Source organism: Ruminococcus sp. AM31-15AC (assembly GCF_003462045.1).
GTDB lineage: Bacteria > Bacillota > Clostridia > Oscillospirales > Ruminococcaceae > Hominimerdicola > Hominimerdicola aceti.
The window spans coordinates 1-21,025 of sequence record NZ_QTYG01000033.1 but is presented as its reverse complement, the minus strand read 5'-3'; the positions used below and the strand labels follow the sequence as shown (position 1 = coordinate 21,025).

Annotated in this window: 20 protein-coding genes and 4 pseudogenes; 19 read left to right on the top strand and 5 right to left on the bottom strand. The window is 45.0% G+C overall.

Going from position 1 to position 21,025, the window contains the following annotated elements:
* The first annotated feature begins 93 nt into the window (after nucleotides 1–93).
* From DW793_RS09855 to DW793_RS14665, 15 genes and pseudogenes are all read left to right on the top strand, one after another.
* Nucleotides 94–1,050 carry a type I phosphomannose isomerase catalytic subunit gene (locus tag DW793_RS09855; protein WP_118157879.1) on the top strand — a complete coding sequence of 319 codons (957 nt, stop codon included), beginning with the start codon at nucleotides 94–96 and terminating at the stop codon, nucleotides 1,048–1,050.
* Nucleotides 1,051–1,060: 10 nt separating this feature from the next.
* On the top strand, nucleotides 1,061–1,306 hold the full coding sequence (locus DW793_RS09850) for a hypothetical protein (protein ID WP_117858428.1): 246 nt from the start codon (nucleotides 1,061–1,063) through the stop codon (nucleotides 1,304–1,306).
* Between the two features lie 28 nt (nucleotides 1,307–1,334).
* Nucleotides 1,335–2,293 (top strand): annotated as a pseudogene (locus DW793_RS09845) (ROK family glucokinase).
* A 28-nt stretch (nucleotides 2,294–2,321) separates the two neighbouring features.
* The gene (locus DW793_RS09840) at nucleotides 2,322–3,122 is read left to right on the top strand and encodes a hypothetical protein (protein ID WP_118157876.1); all 801 of its coding nucleotides are present in this window, start codon (nucleotides 2,322–2,324) and stop codon (nucleotides 3,120–3,122) included.
* Between the two features lie 14 nt (nucleotides 3,123–3,136).
* Complete coding sequence (locus DW793_RS09835; RefSeq protein WP_117896428.1) at nucleotides 3,137–3,655, top strand: hypothetical protein; 519 nt, start codon at nucleotides 3,137–3,139, stop codon at nucleotides 3,653–3,655.
* Between the two features lie 41 nt (nucleotides 3,656–3,696).
* Nucleotides 3,697–5,364, top strand: coding sequence for a dihydroxy-acid dehydratase (gene ilvD, locus DW793_RS09830; protein ID WP_118157874.1), 1,668 nt, complete (start codon nucleotides 3,697–3,699; stop codon nucleotides 5,362–5,364).
* A 39-nt stretch (nucleotides 5,365–5,403) separates the two neighbouring features.
* On the top strand, nucleotides 5,404–5,883 hold the full coding sequence (locus DW793_RS09825) for a hypothetical protein (protein WP_118157872.1): 480 nt from the start codon (nucleotides 5,404–5,406) through the stop codon (nucleotides 5,881–5,883).
* Nucleotides 5,884–5,970: 87 nt separating this feature from the next.
* Nucleotides 5,971–7,239, top strand: a complete 1,269-nt coding sequence (locus DW793_RS09820; RefSeq protein ID WP_118157870.1) for a dihydroorotase — start codon at nucleotides 5,971–5,973, stop codon at nucleotides 7,237–7,239.
* Between the two features lie 28 nt (nucleotides 7,240–7,267).
* Entirely contained in the window at nucleotides 7,268–8,203 is a 936-nt protein-coding gene (gene pyrF / locus DW793_RS09815; RefSeq protein ID WP_022286638.1) for an orotidine-5'-phosphate decarboxylase, read from the top strand.
* A 21-nt stretch (nucleotides 8,204–8,224) separates the two neighbouring features.
* On the top strand, nucleotides 8,225–8,707 hold the full coding sequence (locus DW793_RS09810; protein WP_118157868.1) for a hypothetical protein: 483 nt from the start codon (nucleotides 8,225–8,227) through the stop codon (nucleotides 8,705–8,707).
* A gap of 18 nt (nucleotides 8,708–8,725) precedes the next feature.
* On the top strand, nucleotides 8,726–9,499 hold the full coding sequence (locus DW793_RS09805; protein ID WP_118157866.1) for a dihydroorotate dehydrogenase electron transfer subunit: 774 nt from the start codon (nucleotides 8,726–8,728) through the stop codon (nucleotides 9,497–9,499).
* Nucleotides 9,492–10,402: pseudogene (locus DW793_RS09800) on the top strand (dihydroorotate dehydrogenase). The gene DW793_RS09805 and the pseudogene DW793_RS09800 overlap by 8 nt, the downstream one beginning before the upstream one ends.
* 145 nt (nucleotides 10,403–10,547) lie before the next feature.
* Nucleotides 10,548–11,069: a DUF4358 domain-containing protein gene (locus DW793_RS09795; protein ID WP_118157864.1), complete on the top strand. Its 522-nt coding sequence runs from the start codon at nucleotides 10,548–10,550 to the stop codon at nucleotides 11,067–11,069.
* A gap of 17 nt (nucleotides 11,070–11,086) precedes the next feature.
* A complete protein-coding gene (locus DW793_RS09790; RefSeq protein ID WP_118157862.1) occupies nucleotides 11,087–12,289 on the top strand; it encodes a transglutaminase domain-containing protein in 1,203 nt (400 codons plus the stop codon).
* Nucleotides 12,290–12,420: 131 nt separating this feature from the next.
* On the top strand, nucleotides 12,421–12,594 hold the full coding sequence (locus DW793_RS14665) for a hypothetical protein (RefSeq protein WP_181984038.1): 174 nt from the start codon (nucleotides 12,421–12,423) through the stop codon (nucleotides 12,592–12,594).
* A 36-nt stretch (nucleotides 12,595–12,630) separates the two neighbouring features.
* Here DW793_RS14665 and cysK read toward each other — a convergent pair.
* Both cysK and DW793_RS09780 read right to left on the bottom strand, forming a co-directional pair.
* A pseudogene (cysK, locus tag DW793_RS09785) lies at nucleotides 12,631–13,562 on the bottom strand (cysteine synthase A).
* Between the two features lie 164 nt (nucleotides 13,563–13,726).
* Nucleotides 13,727–14,440, bottom strand: a complete 714-nt coding sequence (locus tag DW793_RS09780; protein ID WP_118123902.1) for an acyl-[acyl-carrier-protein] thioesterase — start codon at nucleotides 14,438–14,440, stop codon at nucleotides 13,727–13,729.
* 390 nt (nucleotides 14,441–14,830) lie between these two features.
* Between DW793_RS09780 and DW793_RS09775 the strand changes: the two genes are divergently transcribed.
* The 4 genes from DW793_RS09775 to DW793_RS09765 all read left to right on the top strand — a co-directional run bounded on the left by DW793_RS09775 (nucleotide 14,831) and on the right by DW793_RS09765 (nucleotide 19,838).
* A complete protein-coding gene (locus DW793_RS09775) occupies nucleotides 14,831–15,649 on the top strand; it encodes an AraC family transcriptional regulator (protein WP_181988338.1) in 819 nt (272 codons plus the stop codon).
* Nucleotides 15,650–15,809: 160 nt separating this feature from the next.
* Nucleotides 15,810–18,494 (top strand): glycosyl hydrolase family 59, encoded by a 2,685-nt coding sequence (locus DW793_RS09770; protein ID WP_118157858.1) that lies wholly within the window; start codon nucleotides 15,810–15,812, stop codon nucleotides 18,492–18,494.
* A complete protein-coding gene (locus DW793_RS15425; protein WP_252969830.1) occupies nucleotides 18,487–18,930 on the top strand; it encodes an MATE family efflux transporter in 444 nt (147 codons plus the stop codon). Before DW793_RS09770 ends, DW793_RS15425 begins: the two co-directional genes overlap by 8 nt.
* A 2-nt stretch (nucleotides 18,931–18,932) precedes the next feature.
* Nucleotides 18,933–19,838 (top strand): MATE family efflux transporter, encoded by a 906-nt coding sequence (locus DW793_RS09765; protein WP_252969824.1) that lies wholly within the window; start codon nucleotides 18,933–18,935, stop codon nucleotides 19,836–19,838.
* Between the two features lie 114 nt (nucleotides 19,839–19,952).
* Here DW793_RS09765 and DW793_RS15680 read toward each other — a convergent pair whose 3' ends face one another.
* The 3 genes and pseudogenes from DW793_RS15680 to DW793_RS15670 form a co-directional block, all read right to left on the bottom strand.
* Nucleotides 19,953–20,462 (bottom strand): DUF4368 domain-containing protein, encoded by a 510-nt coding sequence (locus DW793_RS15680; RefSeq protein ID WP_390624675.1) that lies wholly within the window; start codon nucleotides 20,460–20,462, stop codon nucleotides 19,953–19,955.
* A 15-nt stretch (nucleotides 20,463–20,477) separates the two neighbouring features.
* A pseudogene (locus DW793_RS15675) lies at nucleotides 20,478–20,621 on the bottom strand (zinc ribbon domain-containing protein); the annotation flags it as partial.
* Nucleotides 20,622–20,633: 12 nt separating this feature from the next.
* A complete protein-coding gene (locus DW793_RS15670) occupies nucleotides 20,634–20,897 on the bottom strand; it encodes a recombinase family protein (RefSeq protein ID WP_118157856.1) in 264 nt (87 codons plus the stop codon).
* Nucleotides 20,898–21,025: the final 128 nt, after the last annotated feature.

The window sequence follows — 21,025 nt, the reverse complement described above, 5'->3', positions numbered from 1 at the left end:
TCTCCTGCTTTTTTTATACCAGAAATATTGACTTATAGACGGAGTTATGGTATTATATTAAAAGGTATATTTATTAATTGGAGGCTATATAAAATGTCAATATTTAAACTTGATCCAGCATTTAAGGACTACATCTGGGGCGGTACCAGACTTAGAGATGAGTACGGCAAAAAGTGCGATTATGATAAGGTCGCAGAGAGCTGGGAGCTTTCTTGTCATAAGGACGGTCCAAGCGTTGTGGCTGACGGTGAATACAAGGGTCTGACACTCAACGAGTATATCGAAAAGGCAGGCAAGGGCGTTCTTGGCAAAAATTGCGAAAGATTTGAGAACTTCCCTATCCTTATTAAGCTCATTGACGCTAAGGACAATCTTTCTGTACAGGTACACCCTGACAACGATTATGCAATGAGAGTTGAAGGCGAATACGGCAAGACCGAGATGTGGTATGTTGTTGACTGTGACGAGGGTGCAACTCTTCTCTACGGTTTCAAGCACGAGATAACAAAGGAAGAATTTGCAAGAAGGATCGCTGACAACACGCTTCTTGAAGTAACAAACGCTGTACCTGTTAAGAAGGGCGACGTTTTCTTCATCAAGTCAGGCACGCTCCATGCTATCGGCAAGGGTATCCTTATTGCTGAGATACAGCAGAATTCAAACACTACATACAGAATTTATGACTATGGCAGAGTTGGCAAGGACGGCAAGCCTAGAGAGCTTCACGTTAACAAGGCTCTTGACGTAACAAAGCTTGCTCCTGCTGAGCAGTATCCTGAGACACCTGTTGAGAAGAAGGACGGCTATGACATAAAGCTTCTTTCAAAATGCGAATACTTCACAACATACAGAGTGAACGTTGAAACAAAGGCTGAGCTTGACGCTGACGAAAACAGCTTCAACAGTATTCTCGTTCTCGAGGGCGAGCCTGTTATCAGCGGTGGCGAAACTGTTTGTGCAAAGAAGGGCGAAAGCGTATTCATTTCAGCAGGCACAGGCAAGTATACTGTTGAGGGCAAATGCACATTCGTGCTTACAAAGATAGACTAAGGTGAGATAAATGCTTAAACTTGACCTAAAAAAGGAGATAGGTGAGCTTGGCGCACTTGTGATCGCTTTTATTATCGGATTTGTTGCAAGCTCATTTTGGATAGGTCTTATCAGCTTTGTGGTGCTGGAGCTTGTGTATCTTCTGGTATATGACGCCATAGCAAAAAAGGCTGAAGCCCAAAAGCCAAAAGAGGAAAAGGAAGAGATAAACTTTCACGAATATGACGATGACACTGAGAGCGATAACGCTCAGTAAGCTCAGAAAATAAAAGGGAGAAATTATTATGAAGTATTACATTGGTATTGATCTTGGCGGCACTAACATCAAAGCAGGTGTTGTAAATGAAGAATTTGAGATAATCGCAAAGGCTACCTGCAAGACCAATCTGCCAAGACCTGCGGAGGAGATCTGCGAGGATATGGCTAAGGTCGCTTTGGAAGCTGTAAAGAATGCAGGGCTGGAGATAGAGCAGATAGAGTCTGTAGGTATCGGTACACCTGGCACTGCAAATTCTGACACTGGCGTTATTGAGTATTCAAACAACCTTGGTTTCCTTAACTTCCACGTTGTTGACCTTATGAAGAAGTTTATCGACAAGCCTTGCTATGTTGAGAACGACGCTAACGCTGCGGCATACGGCGAGTATGTTGCCGGTGCAGCAAAGGGTGCGAACGACGCTGTTTGCATCACTCTGGGCACAGGCGTTGGCGGAGGAATAATCATTAACGGAAAGATATATTCAGGCTTCAACTTTGCAGGCGCTGAGATAGGTCACACTGTTATCGACCTAACGGTCCGCAGTGTACTTGCGGCAGACACGGCTGCTTTGAGGTATTTTCTTCTGCAACAGGTCTTGTAAGAATGACAAAAGAGGCTATGTTCGAGGACAAGGACTCTATCATGTGGAAAATGAACGAAGAGGACGGCAAGGTATCCGCAAGAACTGCGTTCAACGCCATGAGAGCAGGCGATAAGGCAGGCAAGGAAGTTGTTGACAAATACATAAAGTATCTTGCCTGCGGAATCACAAACACAATAAACATCTTCCAGCCTGATATTCTCTGTATCGGCGGCGGCGTATGCAACGAGGGCGACCCTCTGCTCCTGCCACTGAAAGAGCTTGTGGCTAAGGAAGTTTACACAAAGAACTCAGCAAAGAACACTGAGATAGTTATTGCAAAGCTTGGAAATGACGCAGGCATTATCGGTGCTGCATTTCTTGGACTTTCACACAAGAAATAAATAACAAAAAAGAAAAGGGGCAACTACAATGGGATTATTTGATAAGCTTTTAAAGGGTGCAGTTGACGCAATAGACAACGCTGCGGCAAAGAACGGCAATGGTCCGACAGGACTTAAAGACCTGTTTGATCAGGCTATGGATAAAAAGAATGAAGCTATAAATGGCACTTCAAGCTCCACGGCTTCAAGCAAACCAAGCACTGCCACTTCAAACACAAGTTCAAGCAAGAGAAGCAATTGTGCTTATACAAGACCGACATATACCACACCGCAGGAAGTTCTTGACACAGCGAGCATTCCTGCAAAGCCGTCAAGAGAGATAACCTATGAGATATTCGACGGCAAGGACGCAGAAATAAGGGTGAAAGTATCATTTGACCTGAGCGGTGATTTCATCGAAACAGAATGTGAATTTGATTATGGCGCAATGTATCTGCCAAACTGTGACGATGACTTTGATGATAATTATTCAGACCACAACACACCTTATTTTGAAATGGTAAGTGCGCCTGATAATGAAATATACCATATGATAGATAAATGTCAAAATGGCGGCACGCCTGACAATGCAATGATGTTCCTGCGTGTTGATGATATGGGATCTAGAATACAGTTCAAAGCCAAGGTGAAAAACAGGTTTGGCAAGATAGAGTATTTTTATAACTGTCAATTCCATGATGAGTTCAACCCCCAAAGCTACATCGGTGTATGTTACAATGCTGATGTTGTGGGAACTCCACTTGAAAAAAAGCTTATGGCTGCTGTTGACGAAGCGGCACGCACATTCCGTAGAGAAGTAGTTGCCATAGAAGACAGACCATTCCGCTAAGGAGGATAAACGAAATGAAGTTCAGTATAATTGGCTTTATTCCTACTTTGCTTTTGCTGATACCTGCGGTGATAGCCTGCTTCAAGACACCTGCCGACAAGCCTGAGCTTGAGGACGAGAACATTATCGTTTTCATTGCAAAGTGTGTGGGCAGATTTGGCTGCATAGGTTATATGTGCCTTGCTATCGGAGATTACAAGGTAGGCTTTTCAAGCAAGCTGCTTTTCATAATATGGGCTGTTGTTGCACTGCTCGTTATCGCACTTTACTGGGTGCTTTGGATAAGGCAATATAAAAAAGGCAATCATTTTGAAGATATTTACGGCACTGGGATCCCGCTTTTCATTATCCCTGCGGCATTCGTGCTTGTGACAGGTATCTTCTCAATGAATTTTATGCTTATCATATTCTCAGTGCTGGATATCGTTTGCGAATACTGCTCTGCATACGGTGTGAGAAAGCGTCTGCACCCTGCAAAGACAGAGGAAAGCTCAGACGAGGCTGAAACAAAAGAAAATGAGGACGGAGAATAATACCGCTCTCAGTAATATATTTTTCAAAAGAGGTAATAAAAATGGCGTGTAATTATTTTTGTGACGGAGTAGACAAAGCTCCACAGAGATCACTTTTCAATGCTCTTGGCATGACAAAGGAAGAAATGGACAGACCTCTCGTTGGTATCGTATCTTCATATAATGAGATAGTTCCCGGTCACATGAACATTGACAAGATAGTTGAAGCTGTTAAAATGGGCGTTGCAATGGCAGGCGGAACACCTGTTGTATTCCCTGCTATCGCTGTTTGCGACGGTATCGCTATGGGTCACATGGGAATGAAGTATTCTCTCGTTACCCGTGACCTTATCGCAGACTCAACAGAGTGCATGGCTTTGGCTCATCACTTTGACGCTCTTGTTATGATACCAAACTGCGACAAGAACGTTCCCGGTCTGCTCATGGCAGCCGCAAGAGTAAACGTTCCTACAATTTTCGTATCAGGCGGTCCAATGCTGGCTGGTCACGTTAAGGGCAAAAAGACTTCCCTTTCAAGTATGTTCGAGGCTGTTGGTACTTACAACGCAGGCAAGTTCACTCTTGATGACGTTGAGGAATTTGAGAACAAAGCCTGTCCGACTTGCGGAAGCTGTTCAGGTATGTACACTGCAAACTCTATGAACTGCCTTACAGAAGTTCTTGGCATGGGTCTTAGAGGAAACGGCACTATCCCTGCTGTATATTCTGAAAGACTCAAGCTTGCAAAGCACGCAGGTATGCAGGTAATGGAGCTTTACAAGAAGAACATCAGACCAAGAGATATCATGACAAAGGACGCTTTCATCAACGCTATCACAGCTGATATGGCGCTTGGCTGTTCAACAAACTCAATGCTTCACCTCCCTGCTATTGCTCACGAGTGTGGAGTAGAGCTTGACCTTGACTTTGTAAACGAGATATCAAAGAGAACGCCAAACCTCTGTCATCTTGCTCCAGCAGGTCATACATATATGGAAGACCTTAACGAAGCTGGCGGCGTTTACGCTGTTCTTAACGAGCTCAACAAGAAGAACCTTATCAACACAGACTGCCTCACCTGCACAGGCAAGACAGTAGGCGAGAACATCAGCGGCGTTGTAAACAAGAACCCTGAGCTTATCAGACCAATAGACAATCCATACTCACAGACAGGCGGAATCGCAGTTCTCAGAGGAAACCTTGCTCCTGACACCTGCGTTGTTAAGCGTTCTGCCGTTGCACCTGAAATGCTTGCCCACGAAGGTCCGGCAAGAGTATTCGACTGCGAGGAGGACGCTATCGCTGCTATCAGAGGCGGCAAGATAGTTGAGGGCGACGTTGTCGTTATCCGTTACGAGGGACCAAAGGGCGGTCCTGGAATGAGAGAGATGCTCAATCCTACATCTGCTATCGCAGGCATGGGTCTTGGCTCAACTGTTGCACTTATCACTGACGGACGTTTCAGCGGTGCTTCAAGAGGTGCTTCTATCGGTCACGTTTCACCTGAGGCAGCTGTAGGCGGCCCTATCGCTCTGGTTGAAGAAGGCGATATGATAGCAATAGATATCGACAACTGCTCTATCACACTTAAAGTATCTGACGAGGAGCTTGCTGAAAGAAGAAAGAACTGGAAACCAAGACAGCCAAAGGTAACAACAGGCTATCTTGCAAGATACGCTTCACTTGTAACTTCGGCAAACAGAGGTGCTATACTTCAGATAAAGGACTAATATCCGACACAAAATAGTAAGGGAGAAAGGCGGAATAATATGAAAAAATTCATTTCAGGCTTGCTTGGAATACTCTTTGTAGTTCTTGTAGTAGTAGGTGTTTTCATCTGCACATATGTATTCAATCAGCCGTCAAGATCAGGCGATTCAAGAGAGCTTATCTCTGGAACATGGACAGATAAGGACGCAAACATTACTTTTGAATTCTCTGACGAGGGCGATTTCACTATCACTCGCGCTGATGACAGCTCAGTTATCGCAAAGGGCTGGTTTAAAATTCAGGAGGACGGGGGAAGCGGAAAGATACAGCTTCTTGTAAATCCGTCTGACAGAGATACAACAGTTGATATCGGTCTGAGAATGAAGTTCTTCTCGACTATTTCCTACAAAAACCTTTCTGTACCGTCTGAGGACGAGGGCGACAAGGTCGCTACCTGCAAGTTCATCTTCCAGAACTCCGATGGCGTTTACTCTTGCGAGAGAAAAGACTCCGAAGGCTCGTTCTATGACGGCAAATAACGAATTTTCAAGGGCTACGGCTGAACGATATGTTTAGCCGCAGCTTTTGTGCAGTAAAGACTTGATTAAGATAAAAAAGGAGTAAAAATGGAGCTACTGATCAAAAATATCCGTGCCTGCGACCCGCAGACAGGGCTTGACGGTATAACGGACATAGGCATTGACAGAGGAAAGATAGTCAGCCTTGGAAAAACTGACGAGCATGCTCAGAGAGTTATCGACGCAAAGGGCAAGCTTTGTGCATTGCCTGGGCTTTTCGATATGCACGTTCACTTTCGTGACCCTGGTCTTACCTACAAGGAGGACATCATCACAGGTGCGAACGCCGCAAAGGCTGGCGGTTTCACGGGCGTCGCTTGTATGCCGAACACAAAGCCGCCTATCGACTCCCCTGAGGGCGTGAAATACGTTTTTGAAAAGGCAAAGAAAACAGGTATCGACGTTTTCCCTATTGCCTGCGTTACAAAGGGCATGAAAGGTCAGGAGCTTTGCGACTATGACGCACTCAAAGCCGCAGGAGTTACCGCCATTTCAGATGACGGCAGACCTGTTGAGAACGCTGAGCTTATGCGTCAGGCTATCGAAAAGACTAACGAGAACGGTCTTATCGTGACTTCTCACTGCGAGGACTTGAAGATAATAAACGGTGGTATCATCAACAAGGGCGAGATATCCGAAAAGCTTGGAGTAAAGGGCATGGACAGAGCCTCTGAGGACTATATCACAGCCCGTGAGATATGCCTTGCAATGAGCTGCAATGCGAGAGTTCACATATGCCACGTTTCCACCAAAGGCTCTGTGAACATCATAAGAGCGGCGAAAAAGGACGGCGTTAGGGTCACCTGCGAAACTGCGCCGCACTATTTCACATTCACAGACGAAAAGCTTTTAGCCCATGACGCTGATTTCAGAATGTCGCCTCCACTTAGAACTGAGGAGGACAGGGCGGCTGTTGAGGAAGCTGTTCTTGACGGCACTATCGATTGCATCATCACCGACCACGCTCCACACTCCGCAGAAGAAAAGGCTGACTTTGAGAAAGCTCCAAACGGTGTTGTGGGACTTGAAACTTCCCTTGCAGCTACGCTTACAAAGCTTTATCACAGCGGCAAATGCGGTCTTGACAAGATAGCAGAGATAATGTCGGTAAATCCGAGAAAGATAATGGGGCTTGAGCCTATCAAAATAGCAGTTGGCGAAAGATGCGACCTTTGTATCTTTGACCCTGACTATGAATGGGAAGTTATCCCTGCGGAGCTTAATTCAAAGAGCAAAAACAGCGTGTTCAAAGGCACAAGGCTCAAAGGCAAGGTAATGTACACAATATGCAGAGGAAAGCTCGTTTTTGAGCTTTAATATAAAAATATCCGAAAGGAAGATAAAAATGGCATTTGACAGACTTATTGAAAATATCGTAAAGACACAGAACCCGTCAGTAGTGGGGCTTGACCCAAAGCTTGACTATGTTCCTGAATACATCAAGGAAAAGAAGTTCAAGAAATACGGCAAGACGCTCAAGGGTGCGGCAAAGGCTATATGGGAGTTCAACAAGACTATAATCGACGAGATACACGATATCTGCCCTGCTATCAAGCCACAGGCTGCATACTATGAAATGTATGGCTACGAGGGTGTAAAGACCCTTTACAAGACTATACAGTATGCAAAAGAAAAAGGTATGTTCGTCATGACAGACGGAAAGAGAAACGATATCGGCGCAACTATGGAAGCTTACGCAACCGCACATCTTGGTCTTACTGACGTTGGCGGTGAGCTTGTGGAAGCTTTCGGTGCAGACGCTCTCACTGTAAACGGCTATCTCGGCTCAGACGGAATAAATCCGCTTCTTGACCAGTGCAGAAAATATGACAAGGGCATTTTCGTTCTTGTAAAGACATCAAACAAGTCAAGTGGTGAGCTTCAGGATCTTATGATAGGCAACAAGACAGTTTATGCCACAATGGGCTCAATGTGCGAACTGTGGGGCAAGGACGTTATGGGCAAGTATGGCTACAGCGGTGTTGGCGCAGTTGTGGGTGCGACTTATCCTGAGCAGCTTGCTGAAATGAGAAAGGCTCTGCCGCACACATTCTTCCTTGTACCGGGCTACGGTGCACAGGGAGGCGGTGCTGAGGGCGTATCAAAGGCATTTGACGATCATGGACTTGGTGCGATAGTAAACTCCTCCCGTGGCGTAATGTGTGCTTACAAGAAAGAGGATAACTGCGACGAGCACGATTTTGCAAAGGCTGCAAGACGTGAAGTTATCAGAATGAAAGAGGATATAATCTCATATCTGCCAAAGATCACACTTGAATAAACACTAAAGGAGTGACTGAGTATGACAGCAAAGGGCGTTATATTGTTTACAGCGACGGTGGGAGCATTGCTTTTATGCTCCTGCGCAAAGAATGAAGACACAAGCTCTTTGATGGAAAGTCAGCAGGAGCAAAGCGATTTTCCAAGATGTATCGTAGGCGAGTGGAAATGCCGTGAAACGCCCCTTGACAACAGCGAGCTTTATTCGGGCTATCTCAGCCTTATTATCCGTTCAGACGGCAACTATCTCATGTATGACGCAGAAGCAGGCAACCCCTGCTTAAAAGGCACTATCGAAATGGACGGCGACGATCTTGATCTTATCTTTGTTGATGACAGCGGAGTGGATTTTGCACCGCCTGCCGGTTGGGAGAATATGTCCAAAAGGCAGGAGATAGGCTATTTTGCTGACTCTTACACGCTAAAGCTTACTTATACTGATAATGATAACTCGGTCACTCTCGTTTTTGATGCGGTGAACGCTCCGAATGAGGTAAAGAACTAAGTACAGGGAGGATTTTTAATGTACAAGCAGGGTAAATACCCAATAGTTTCAAAAAAGACCCTTGCAAAAGGAATTTTTGACATTGAGATATACTGTCCGCACATTGCAAAGGCGGCAAAGGCAGGACAGTTCGCACAGGTGCAGGCAGAGGGCTTTTTCCTCCGCAGACCTATCTCTATTTGCGATATCGACAAGGACAAGGGTACTATCCGCCTTGTTTTTGAGGTAAGAGGTCACGGCACTGACAAGATAAGCGAGCTTAACAAGGGCGACCTTGTTGACATTATCGCACCGCTGGGCAACGGCTTCAAGGTGCTTGAAAAGGGCAAAAAAGCTGTCTGTATCGGCGGCGGCATAGGCACGCCTCCAATGGTGGGCATTGCAAAGGAATACGGCGAGAACGCCACTGTTATAAGCGGTTTCAGAAACGCTGCGGCTGTTATTTTGCAGGAGGACTTCAAGGCCATGGGCTGTGACGTTCAGCTTTGCACTGACGACGGCTCAGCAGGAAGAAAGGGCTTTGTTACTGACGCACTTCTTGACGTGCTTAAAAGGGAAAAGCCTGATATCGTTTATGCCTGCGGTCCAATGATAATGCTCAAAAATATCACGAAGATATGTGAGGAAAACGGCATTTACTGTCAGGTATCACTTGAGCAGAGAATGGCTTGCGGCGTGGGTGCGTGTCTTGTATGCGTATGCCGCACTGTAAAGAACGGTCAGGAGTTCAATTCTCACGTTTGCAAGGACGGTCCTGTATTCGACAGCGAGGAGGTAGTGTTTGATGAATAGGATAAATGTGAATTTCTGCGGAGTTGAGTTCAAAAACCCTGTTATCCCTGCAAGCGGAACATTTGGCTACGGCAGAGAGTACGAGCAGTTCTATCCCCTTTCAAAGCTGGGCGGAATATCCGTAAAAGGCACTACGCTTCACCGCCGTGAGGGCAACCCCGGTCCTAGAGTTGCGGAAACTCCAAGCGGTATGCTCAATTCTGTTGGACTTCAAAACGGCGGCGTTGACAAGTTCATAAACTACGAGCTTCCAAACCTTGTAACAAAAGACACAAGGATAATCGCCAACATAGCAGGCTCAACTATTGAAGAATGTGCAGAGCTTGCAGAAAAGCTCAACGGCACGGCTGTTGACATGATAGAGCTTAACATATCCTGCCCGAACGTAAAGCAGGGCGGAGCGGCATTCGGCACCGACTGCAACGTTGCAGGTGAGGTCACAAAGGCTGTAAAGGACGTTACAGAAAAGCCTCTTATGGTAAAGCTTTCACCGAACGTTACAAGCATTGTGGACATTGCAAAGTCTGTTGAGGCAAACGGTGCTGACGCTGTTTCCCTTATAAACACGCTTCTCGGTATGCGTATCGACATAAAAACACGCCGTCCTATACTGAAAAACAACGTGGGCGGACTTTCCGGTCCTGCGGTGTTCCCTGTTGCCGTAAGAATGGTATGGCAGGTGGCAAACGCTGTTAAAATACCTGTTATGGGCATGGGCGGTATCGCCACATGGGAAGACGCCATTGAAATGATGATGGCAGGCGCAGGTGCTGTTCAGGTAGGTGCGGCAATATTTGCTGACCCTTATGCACCTGTGAAGATAGCCGAGGGTATGCAAAAATCTGCGAAGACAACGGTATAAACAACATCTCTGAGATAGTTGGCACTGTTAAGCCTTGGTAACAACATTGTAAAATATCCGTCTTTTTACAGGGCGGATATTTTTATGGTGTTTTTTCTTACGAATTTCTTAAATCCATTGAAAACAGCTTGCAAAAATGCTATAATTTAAGTCGTCAGGAAAGGCTGACAGAGAAAGGGGAAAGATATGTTTCTTAGAGTACTTTGCGTGATAACATCTGCACTTACAGTTCTTACCACGCTTTCAATGACATCATGCGGAGCAGACAACGCCATTTCGTCTGAGGCCTCCGAAAGTGCTGTTACATCTACGGCAGACAGCGGTAAAACTGCAAAGGATATCCTTTCGGCAATAGAGGGCGACCACATGGACGCTTCGACTTTTTACGGTGAGGACAGCTTCACAAAGAATACCGAAAAGCTTTATGGTATAGAAGCTGACAAGCTCAGCGATGGAGGAATACTTTACTCCTCTGACGGCAATTATGCTGACGAGATATCAATGCTCAAAATGGCTGACGGAAGCAGTGCAAAAAGCCAGCTTGCAGACAGGCTGAGCTACAGACTTAATCAGTATGAAAACTACAAGCCTGAAGAAACAAAAAAAATACAGGCGGCAAAGATATTTCAGGCTGGAGATTACTGGGTGCTTGTTATCTCTAACAATGCTGACGAGATATCTGACGAGATAACAGACATGATAAATTAAAAAACGGAGGAAAGAAAATGACAACAGCGAAAAAAATACTTACCCTTGCACTTTGTCTGACCTGCCTTACAGCGGGTATGACAGGTTGTGCAAAAGATAAAAGCAGTTCTGATACTAAAATTGCTAAAAGCACATCATCACAATCAGAAAGCAGCGACAGCGAGAAGATAAAAGAGCTTAACGACAAGCTTGAAAAGCTGGAAAACACGCTTTCTAACATTCTGGGGGAGGATATATTTGATCCCGCAGACGGTGACGGCAACGTAAACGGTGAGATACACCCTATCTATGATGATACGGCAGTGGTTGAAGCTTACAAGTCGGGTGATGATTCAAAGCTCACTGACGATAAGGACAAATACATACTCAAAGAGCTAAAAAAGGCTGTGGGCGAGATAATCAAAGACGGCATGAGCGAATATGACAAGGAAAAGGCTGTTTATGATTATGTGTTCTCTCAGACCCACTTTAATGACGATTCTCTTGTGGCGATATCTGATGAAAGTGAAGATGACGAGTCATACAATCCTTACGGATTTTTCCATGACCACTCTACTATCTGTGTTGGAAACGCAACAACAATAAAGCTGTTTTTTGATGTTCTGGGTATCGACAGCAAGATAATACACTCAACAGAAAACGGCGAACACGCTTGGAACGTTGTGAAGATAGACGGCAAATGGTATCACCTTGATGTGACATTTGACGGCGGCGCCGAAGCTCCTGACTACGCATATTTCAACGTACCTGACACTGCAAAGGACGACGGCTCTTATCCTTGGAACAAAGAGGACTTCCCTGAATGCACTGCCACTGACGATTGCTACATATGCAAGAATGCCAAGAAGCTTGACAGCGTTTATGATATACCTGAGCGCATAAAGAAAGCAATGTCAGATAAAGGGAAAACTGTATATATGTCACTGGACGTACCGGATGGAGCAGGCAGCACTGCTGTTGCGGAGCAGGTCACAAACATAATATCAAACTTTTACATTGACGATTACAACATCTCTTCCACACCTGTTATTGACGCAGGGGACAAGGTTTGCTTTGGAATTTCTGTAAACTCGGCAGATGGTGACGATTCGGATAATTCTTATGACACAGACAATGCACTCGGCATTGATTACGACAAGCTTTCAAAGGCTTTCTCAGATGCTCTCGGAATAGATTATGAGTATGAGCCTGATTATTCTGATAATAATATAATGGGTTAAAGCTTATAAGGGGATTCTTTAAGGCAATACCGCACAAAGATTGTGCGTCAGATGCGTAGTCAGATTTTTTTGTCAGATCGCATAAAAATTCCGCAGGCATACTGTCGTATGTCAAGGGATTTTTGTGTGATATGACGGAAAATCTGCAAGCAGATGGCGTGCAAAGCCGTCAGGTGGGCTTTGTGCGGTGTTGCCTTAATAAAAGCCGCAGGGCGTACAGCGTAAAAACTGTATGCCCTGCGGCTTTTTATATCGGATTTGATCGAAGAAAGCTTGTTCATTGGGTCACACGTCAGCTTGCCTGACTGTCTGCCCTTTTCCGATTTTATATGTTTGAGAAATCAGCTCTCGAAAAGTGCTGTTGAAAGATATCTCTCACCTGTATCAGGGAGAAGTGCAACGATAGTCTTGCCCTTGTTCTCAGGTCTCTTTGAAAGTATCTCAGCTGCTTTAAGTGCTGCGCCTGATGAAATACCAACAAGGATACCCTCTGTTTTAGCGAACTTGTTGCCTGTCTTGAAAGCGTCCTCATTCTCGATAGGAAGGATCTCGTCATAAACCTTTGTATCGAGGACATCAGGAACGAAGCCTGCGCCGATACCCTGAATTTTGTGTGGACCTGATTTGCCCTGTGAAAGAACAGGTGAAGTTGCAGGCTCTACTGCTACTATCTTAACGTCAGGGTTCTTTGATTTGAGATACTGACCAACACCTGTTACTGTTCCTCCTGTACCAACGCCTGCGATAAAGATATCTACCTTACCGTCTGTATCTTCCCAGATCTCAGGACCTGTTGTTGCAAAGTGAGCGGCTGGGTTTGCTGGGTTTACGAACTGACCGAGGATAACTGAGTTCTCGATCTCGCCTTTAAGCTCGTCAGCCTTCTTGATAGCACCTGTCATGCCCTTTGCGCCTTCTGTGAGAACTATCTGTGCGCCATATGCCTTAAGAAGATTTCTTCTTTCGATACTCATTGTTTCAGGCATTGTAAGAATTACCTTGTAGCCCTTTGATACGCCCACAGCCGCAAGACCGATACCTGTGTTTCCTGATGTAGGCTCAATGATAGTTGCACCTTTCTTGAGAACGCCCTTCTTCTCAGCTTCCTCGATCATTGCAAGTGCAACTCTGTCCTTAACGCTTCCTGCCGGATTGAAATATTCAAGCTTTGCAGGATAGTTGCGTCAGCCTCTACTGCCTTTTCAAAATTAACTGCTTCGATTATTGGAGTTTTTCCGATAAGCTCCGAAACGCCCTTATAGATCTTTGACATTTTAATCTACCTCCGATATGAAAATTATTTTATGCGGTTTTCTGTACCGCTTATGTTTGCTATGGTTATACTATATCACTTTATTCCTACTATGTCAATAGGATTAATATGCTTTCTATGTTTTATACAACAGAGTCAGCTTATTGCAAGCTTCGATTTGTGCATTATGACCTATAATCATACTCAGTAATGCAATATGGCTTATTATTTTCATCGCAAAGCTCCACAAATTTTCTGCCCTCATCGGTATAAACAAGAGCCTTTATGACTTTACCACGCTTCAAGGGATTTTTATATTCCACACGGATACGCTTCACAGCAGACTCATTTTCCACAAACTCGTCTGTTATGTCAAGATATCTCGCATTATTGACGTGTTCGTTCATGTCGATATAGCATTTCAGCACCGGGATATCCTCATACACCTGTGGCTCAGTATCAGGTAGGGCTATCTTTCTTGGAAGATACTCCATATCAAGCTTTGGATAGAGCTTCACCCTATCAACAAGCTCCTGTGGAACTTTTATAGGCCGCTGAGAGGTTTTGTCCATGAAAGCGCCAGAAGCTATAGACTTCACGCAGATATCACCATTTTCGTCATATATAACTGTGTTTCTGTAGCCATACATTCTTTTTAGCTCATATGTCCATGTTTTGACGGTGAGCTTTTCGTTTTGCTCAGGTCTGCGGACGATATCGAGCTGTCTTGACACAAGAAACATCACGCAGTTTTCTTTCTCAAAAAAAGGCGACATAACAGGGTGAGTGTCAAGGTGGATAACAGAGCAATCCTGCAAAAGGTCAACAAGGCAGCTATTTCTTATTATGCCATGCGAACCTATCTGGCTGCAATTTACAGTGCGTTTCATTTCATACATATTGCTTTCCTCCATTCTGCTATATGATAATTATACAACTTATTGTCGCTTTTTTCAACAGCGAAACAGTTAAAATTGTTAGCAAGCATAATATTACTGCAAGTCTGAGTATGTTGTTATTGATGTTTCGGAGAATTAAACAGCAGGGCAAAGCAAAAGGGTCAGCGAAAATGCTGACCCTTCAGTCTGTATCAGAGCTTTGAATGCTTTCCTATCGTGATTTTTTTCCAAAATGTTCATCTGCCTTTCGGGCATTCGCTGTGTCGAAAAACGCTGTGTATAAAAGTTTAGCACAATGTTTACCCGTAGTCAAGCACCGAACTATTGACAAACTGCCCTTGTGGATATATAATTTACCAAGAAACTACACTTTGAAAAGGAGGTGTGGCAGTGACAAAGGTCATATATCCTGTTATTGGCAGGCAGACTTCCCTTCCCTTTTATCTCACCGGAATAGGCATTTCCGACCCTGAATTTCACGTCACAAGAGACAAAGGGCTTGTTTCACATCAGCTTCTTTTTACCTCAGAGGGCGAGGGCAGACTAATTGTCGGGGGAGAAGAATTTGTGCAGACTAAAGGCTCGGCATTTTATCTGCCCCCTAGCGTTCCGCATGAATATTATCCTGCAAATGGGAATTGGATAACAAACTGGATAGTTTTCCGTGGTGAATTTGTGGGGCAAATGCTTGCAAACCTTGGCTTTGACAGCTTTAGATTCTCCCCTGAGATAAACACCCAAAAACCCGCTCAGCTTTTTGAGCGAATTTTAGTTGCCACTGCCGACCCTGTGAATTGTGGCGAAAAAACTTCCGCACTTGTGTATGAATATATCCTCGCCATGAGGACTGCAATGCTTTTCCCTGACAGCCGAAACAACGTGGGAAGCATTACAAGGCAGGCGCTTTTGTATATTGACAGCCGATACATGGAGGATATCACCGCAGAAACACTTGCCGGACTTGCGGGAGTGTCAATACAACATTTCTGCCGTGTTTTTAAAGCAGAAACTTCAATGCGTCCCCTTGAATATATTGCAAAACGACGTATCTCTCAGGCAAAATCTCTGCTTCTTAACACCGACTCTGACATAGGCGACATAGGCAAGCAGGTGGGCTATGAGGACAGAAACTATTTCAGCATCGTATTCAAAAAGCTGGAGGGCGTTTCGCCAAGAGAATACCGTCGTTCAAGAGGAACAGGTTTGTAATAATATTTTAAGCTTTATTAGAATTTTCTTAGCATATTTCAAAGCAAAATGTTCGTATCTTAATAATATGCAAAATATTTCAGATTGACCATACACTCCTTTAAGCTTATAATTGTCATAAGAAAACAAGAAGCCATGCTTTATGCAAGGAGGATAACTTATGACGATACTAAAAAGGAGCGCTTCAATGGTGTCAGCATTGGTCATGATGATATCTAGCGCAGGCGCTTACAATTGCAGTGCGGAGGGAACAACGGTGAACGATAGCAATACAAATAATACAAGAGAGATAGTTATTGACGGAACTACGGCTCAGCTCAAAGAAAATATGCGCTACAGAGGGGCAGGCATGGTGAGTGCAAACAACTCATCAAGGCTTCTGCTGGATTACAAGGCTGAACACCCTGATGTATATGAGCAGATAATCGAGTATATGTTTGGCAAAGAAGGTATCGGCATTACTCACCTTAAGTTGGAAATGGGTGCGGACATAAACTCATCATCAGGCACAGAACCGTCTGTAATGAGAACAGAGGACGAAAAGGCTGATGTAACAAGAGGTGCGGCTTATCAGCTTGCCGCTGACGCAAAGAAGATAAATCCTGACCTCACCTTGGATATGCTTTGGTGGAGTGAACCAAAGTGGGTATCTGACGCTTCAGACGTTTATGCCGCAAGATACAAATGGTATAAAAGCACCCTTGACGCCGCTTATGAAACATACGGACTTGAATTTGACTATGTAAGTGCAGTACAGAACGAGCGTAGCGCTGACATTGAATGGGTAAAATATCTTTCCTCTCATCTTAAAAGTGAAAAGGACACCCCTTATGACTACTCAAAGATAAAGATAGTCGGCGGAGAAGAGGTCTGCACATGGGGCTTTGCTGACAGAATGTATGAGGACAGCGAGCTTATGAAGGTTGTTGACGTGGTGGGAAGCCACTACACAAGCGATTCCACAAAGAACGCTCAGAAGCTTGCATATGAAGAAAATAAAGAGCTTTGGTTCAGCGAAGCAAGCTCGCCAATGGCATATGCGCAGGGTACATACAGATATGACGGCTCAGGTCTGGCAGGCATAAACGGCACCCTTGATATTGCAAACAGAATAATCGGAATGTATCCAAACGGCAAAATGACACTTTATGAGTATCAGCCTGTGGTATCGGCATACTATGACGGCGCTTGCTACTGTCAGAAACAGCTTATCTCAGCCTGCGAACCTTGGAGCGGTTATTATATGCTTGACAGCGGATTTTATATGTCTCTGCACTTCTCGCAGTTCATTGAAAAAGGCTGGGCGTTTGTTGACAGCGGCTGCTACAGCGACGGCAAAAAAGGCGGTGACGGTCACGCTATCGTCGACGCAGTTTACAGCTATATGACCGCCACAGACACAGAAACAGGCAATTACAGCACTGTTATCACAAACACTACAAGCGAGCCTATACAGTATGACCTCAAGGTATCAGGACTTGACAAGGCGTCAAGCAACGTTAGCGTATGGGAAACAAGAGGTCCTGACAGCATTGACGGCAGCTATGACGAGAATTATTTCAAGAAAACTGAGGATATAACCCCTACAGAGAACGGCGGAGCTTATACATACTCTGTGACAGTGAAGCCAAATTCTATTGTGACAATTTCTACTGTTACACCTAAGCGCACAGAATACAAAAACGCTGACGAGGGCGAACGCACTGTTTTGAAGCTTCCATATACGGACGATTTTGAGTATGCAGGCTATCCTGAGAATTATCTTTCATCAAGGGGCAATGCGCCAAGATACACAACAGATCAGGGCGGTGCTTTCGAGGTGGAAAAGACCGACAAGGGCAATATGCTAGTTCAGCAGATAACGGCTGATATGAAAGCCAACGAGTGGGGCTACACCCCCGAACCTGTGACTACATTCGGTGACGACAGGTGGTATAACTACTCTGTGAACGTTGACGCTGCTTTTGCGGCTTCGCAGGACGCAGAATCAAACTATGTGGGCGTTGGTCTGAGATACACGCTTGGCTGCAATTCATACAGTGGCTATTGGATAAAGCTTTATGAGAACGGAAGCTGGGAGCTTAAAGCAAATGACGGCACTCTTAGCAGTGGAAGCATAGACGGCTTTGACGGCACAGCTTCTCACAAGCTGAAAGTCGAGGCTGTAAACAACGTTATCCGTGGATATATTGACGGAAACATGGTGGCTGAATACACTGTGAACGAAGGCGAATCTCTTATCGGCGCAGGCAGAGCGTCACTTTTCAGCTCATACAACAAAAACAGCTTTGACAACTTCTCTGCTGAACCTGTAGAGAGCAGTGACACATATGTAACTCGCTTTGACGAAACAGACTCTTGCTTCACTTTTGAGGGCAACTGGGAACACAACCTTATGAGCAGCTTCAAAAACTACAAACGAACCATATCAGATGGCACAGAGGGCGACTCTTTCACAGTAAGCTTTGAGGGAACAGGCTTTGCGCTTTCAGGTGAAACAAGAGAAAACGCTATACTCGGGGTATCAATAGACGGAGATGATGAACAGCTCGTGACAGTTTCAAGGACAGGTCAGCGTGAGATATCATGCCATTTTGAAGGCTTGTCTGAGGGCGCTCACGCCGCAAAGGTAACCATAAAATCAGGCAAATATACAATTGACGCTATGCAGGTAACAGGTGGAAAAATACCATTCGAGAAGAAAAAGCCTGCGAAGTCTGAAAGCACTAAGTCGGGCAAAAGCAAGCTTCCTATAGCTGTTAGGGCGGGCGTTTGCGCTGCTGCGGCAGTTGGTGCAGTGATATACGGCATAGCGAGAAAGAAGCGTAAGGAAAATAATGACTAAAATAAGCAGAACAACAGACATGACACAAGGCAGTGAAATGTGGCACATAATAATGTTTTCACTGCCCTTGCTTGCAGGAAATCTTTTGCAGCAGACATACAATATAGTGGACACTATGGTGGTGGGGCGTTATCTGGGCGATGACGCCCTTGCCGCTGTTGGTGCCACAGGCTCTATCACTTATCTTTTTTACACCCTTTGCATTGGTCTTTCAGTGGGTGCAGGAATAATTGTTGCACAGTATTTCGGTGCAGGCAGGCAAAAAGCCCTGCGGTCGGCAGTATTCAATTCGGCACTTGTTACAGCTATATTCGGCATTGTAATAAGCCTTTTATCCGTGCCTGCCGCAAAACCTATACTGGAGCTTTTGAAAGTTCCTGACAAGCTTATGGGAGATTCTGTGGCGTATATGCAGATAGCTGCGGCGGAACGATAGCGGTGGCAGCATACAACTGGATAAACGCCATAATGAGGGCTTTGGACGACTCAAAAACACCGCTGATATTCTTAGGTGCAGCAAGCTTGCTAAACGCCCTCCTTGACCTGCTTTTCGTGGTGGTATTCAAATTCGGCATAGCAGGTGCGGCATGGGCGACAGTGCTTACGCAGGCACTTTCTGCCATTTCTTGTATTGTGTACTGCTTTGCAGTGAGCGGAGAGATAAAACTCACCGCCGACGATCTGCACGCCGACAAAGACATGATGAGCCGCTGTGTGAAAACAGGCGTGCCTATCGCCATACAAAACGGACTTATCTCGGTATCAATGGTGGCTCTCCAGCGTGTGACAAACGGCTTTGGCGAAACGGTCATGGCGGCATACACAGTTTCAATGCGTATCGAACAGTTCGTTCAACAGCCGTTTTCTTCACTTAATGCGGCGGTTTCAACATTCACAGGACAGAATATCGGTGCAGGAAAAGAAAAACGTGCGCAGAAAGGTCTTGCTTGTGCAATAAAAATATCGGTGATATTCTCGGCAGTGGTGCTTGTGCTGTTCACACTGTTCGGCGGAGCGATAACATCTTGGTTTGTCAAGGGCAAGACTGTTATAAGCATATCGGCAAAAGCGCTTATCATAACCTCACTTTTCTACTGGTCGCTTGGTATTATCCACACCACAAGGGGCTTTTTAAACGGCGCAGGCGATACAAACTATGCCCTTGCAAACGGCATGGCGGAGGTAATATGCAGGATAGGTCTTTCACTTATCCTCACAAGGATAGCTTTCATAGGCTATTGGGGCATATGGTACACCACCGCTGCAACGTGGTTTGTGACCGCCATGGTGAGCCTTATAAGATACAAGGGTGGAAAATGGAGGCTTCATTCAATTGTAAAATAGATATTTATAACTGCTGTACCGATTGGGTGCGGCATTCTTACCGAACAATTAAAAAATATGTATCTCCCCGAGAATTTTTAAAGATTCTCGGGGATTTTTCTGCCTGAATGTATTTCAGACAGCTACTGTTTCTTCTTTTGAGCCGAACTTCACCATAGCCCCATCAATTTTAGTCCCTTTGTCAGCCTGAAAAGTAAAGTAGATGATCACCCTGTTTCCGCAGGTTCGGGAGTTCTTTTCAGCCTTTTCAAAGACCTCGATACGCTTGATGAACACTCGTATCAGCTCGGGTGTAAGCGTCGGCATTTCAATGTACTGTCTCGCCTTGTCAATAAAATCCAGTATACACTCTTCTTGCAGATTTGCATTTGAAATTTGCAAATTAATTTCCTTCAGATTGGCTTTCAAATCCGCCGCCAGAGTATCGTAACGCTCGGGTGAAATTCTGCCTATAACCCTGTCCTCGTAAAGCATTCGGATAATTCCGTCAAGCTGATTGATTCTTGCGGTGTATTCGGCTTTTCTGTCCTCGGATTCTTTCAGCAGTTTCTTGGCCTTCTGCTCGCCGTTAGTCATAGCGATTTTGTAAAATTCATCGGCATGTTCACGAGCATAAGCAGTCACACTTCTAAGGGAAGCAAGCACGATTTCATCGAGAACCGACTCTCTGATGTAGTGGGAGGTGCAGTCAGTCGAGCGACGCTGATAACCTCCGCACATGAAATTATTTTTCTTTTCATCAATGGTCTTCGCCCTGTGAAGATACCGCCTTGAGCCGCATTCGCCGCAGTAAAGCTACCCTGCATACTTGTCCATTTCACCTTGCTTATCGGGACGTTTTCTAATCTTGTTGGACTTGCTGTAGTTCTTGAAATTCACCGTATCACCGCAGTAAGTCTGATTTGAAAGCATTCCTCTCACGGTTCTTTGCGTCCAATAATAAGGTTTTTCGAGCTTTTGGGTTCCCGAACGACTGCCGGTTCTTCTGAACGTATATACGCTTAATCCTGTATAATAAAACTTGACACATAAAAAACAATCAAAGTATAATAAAAACAAAGGAGTGTGTCATCAATGGGAACAGGAAAACAATATGATGAAGAGTTTAAAAAGCAGGCAATAAAGCTCGCAAAGGAGATTGGCACCAAGGCAGCAGCAGATGAGCTGTGCATCCCCAAAGGGACGCT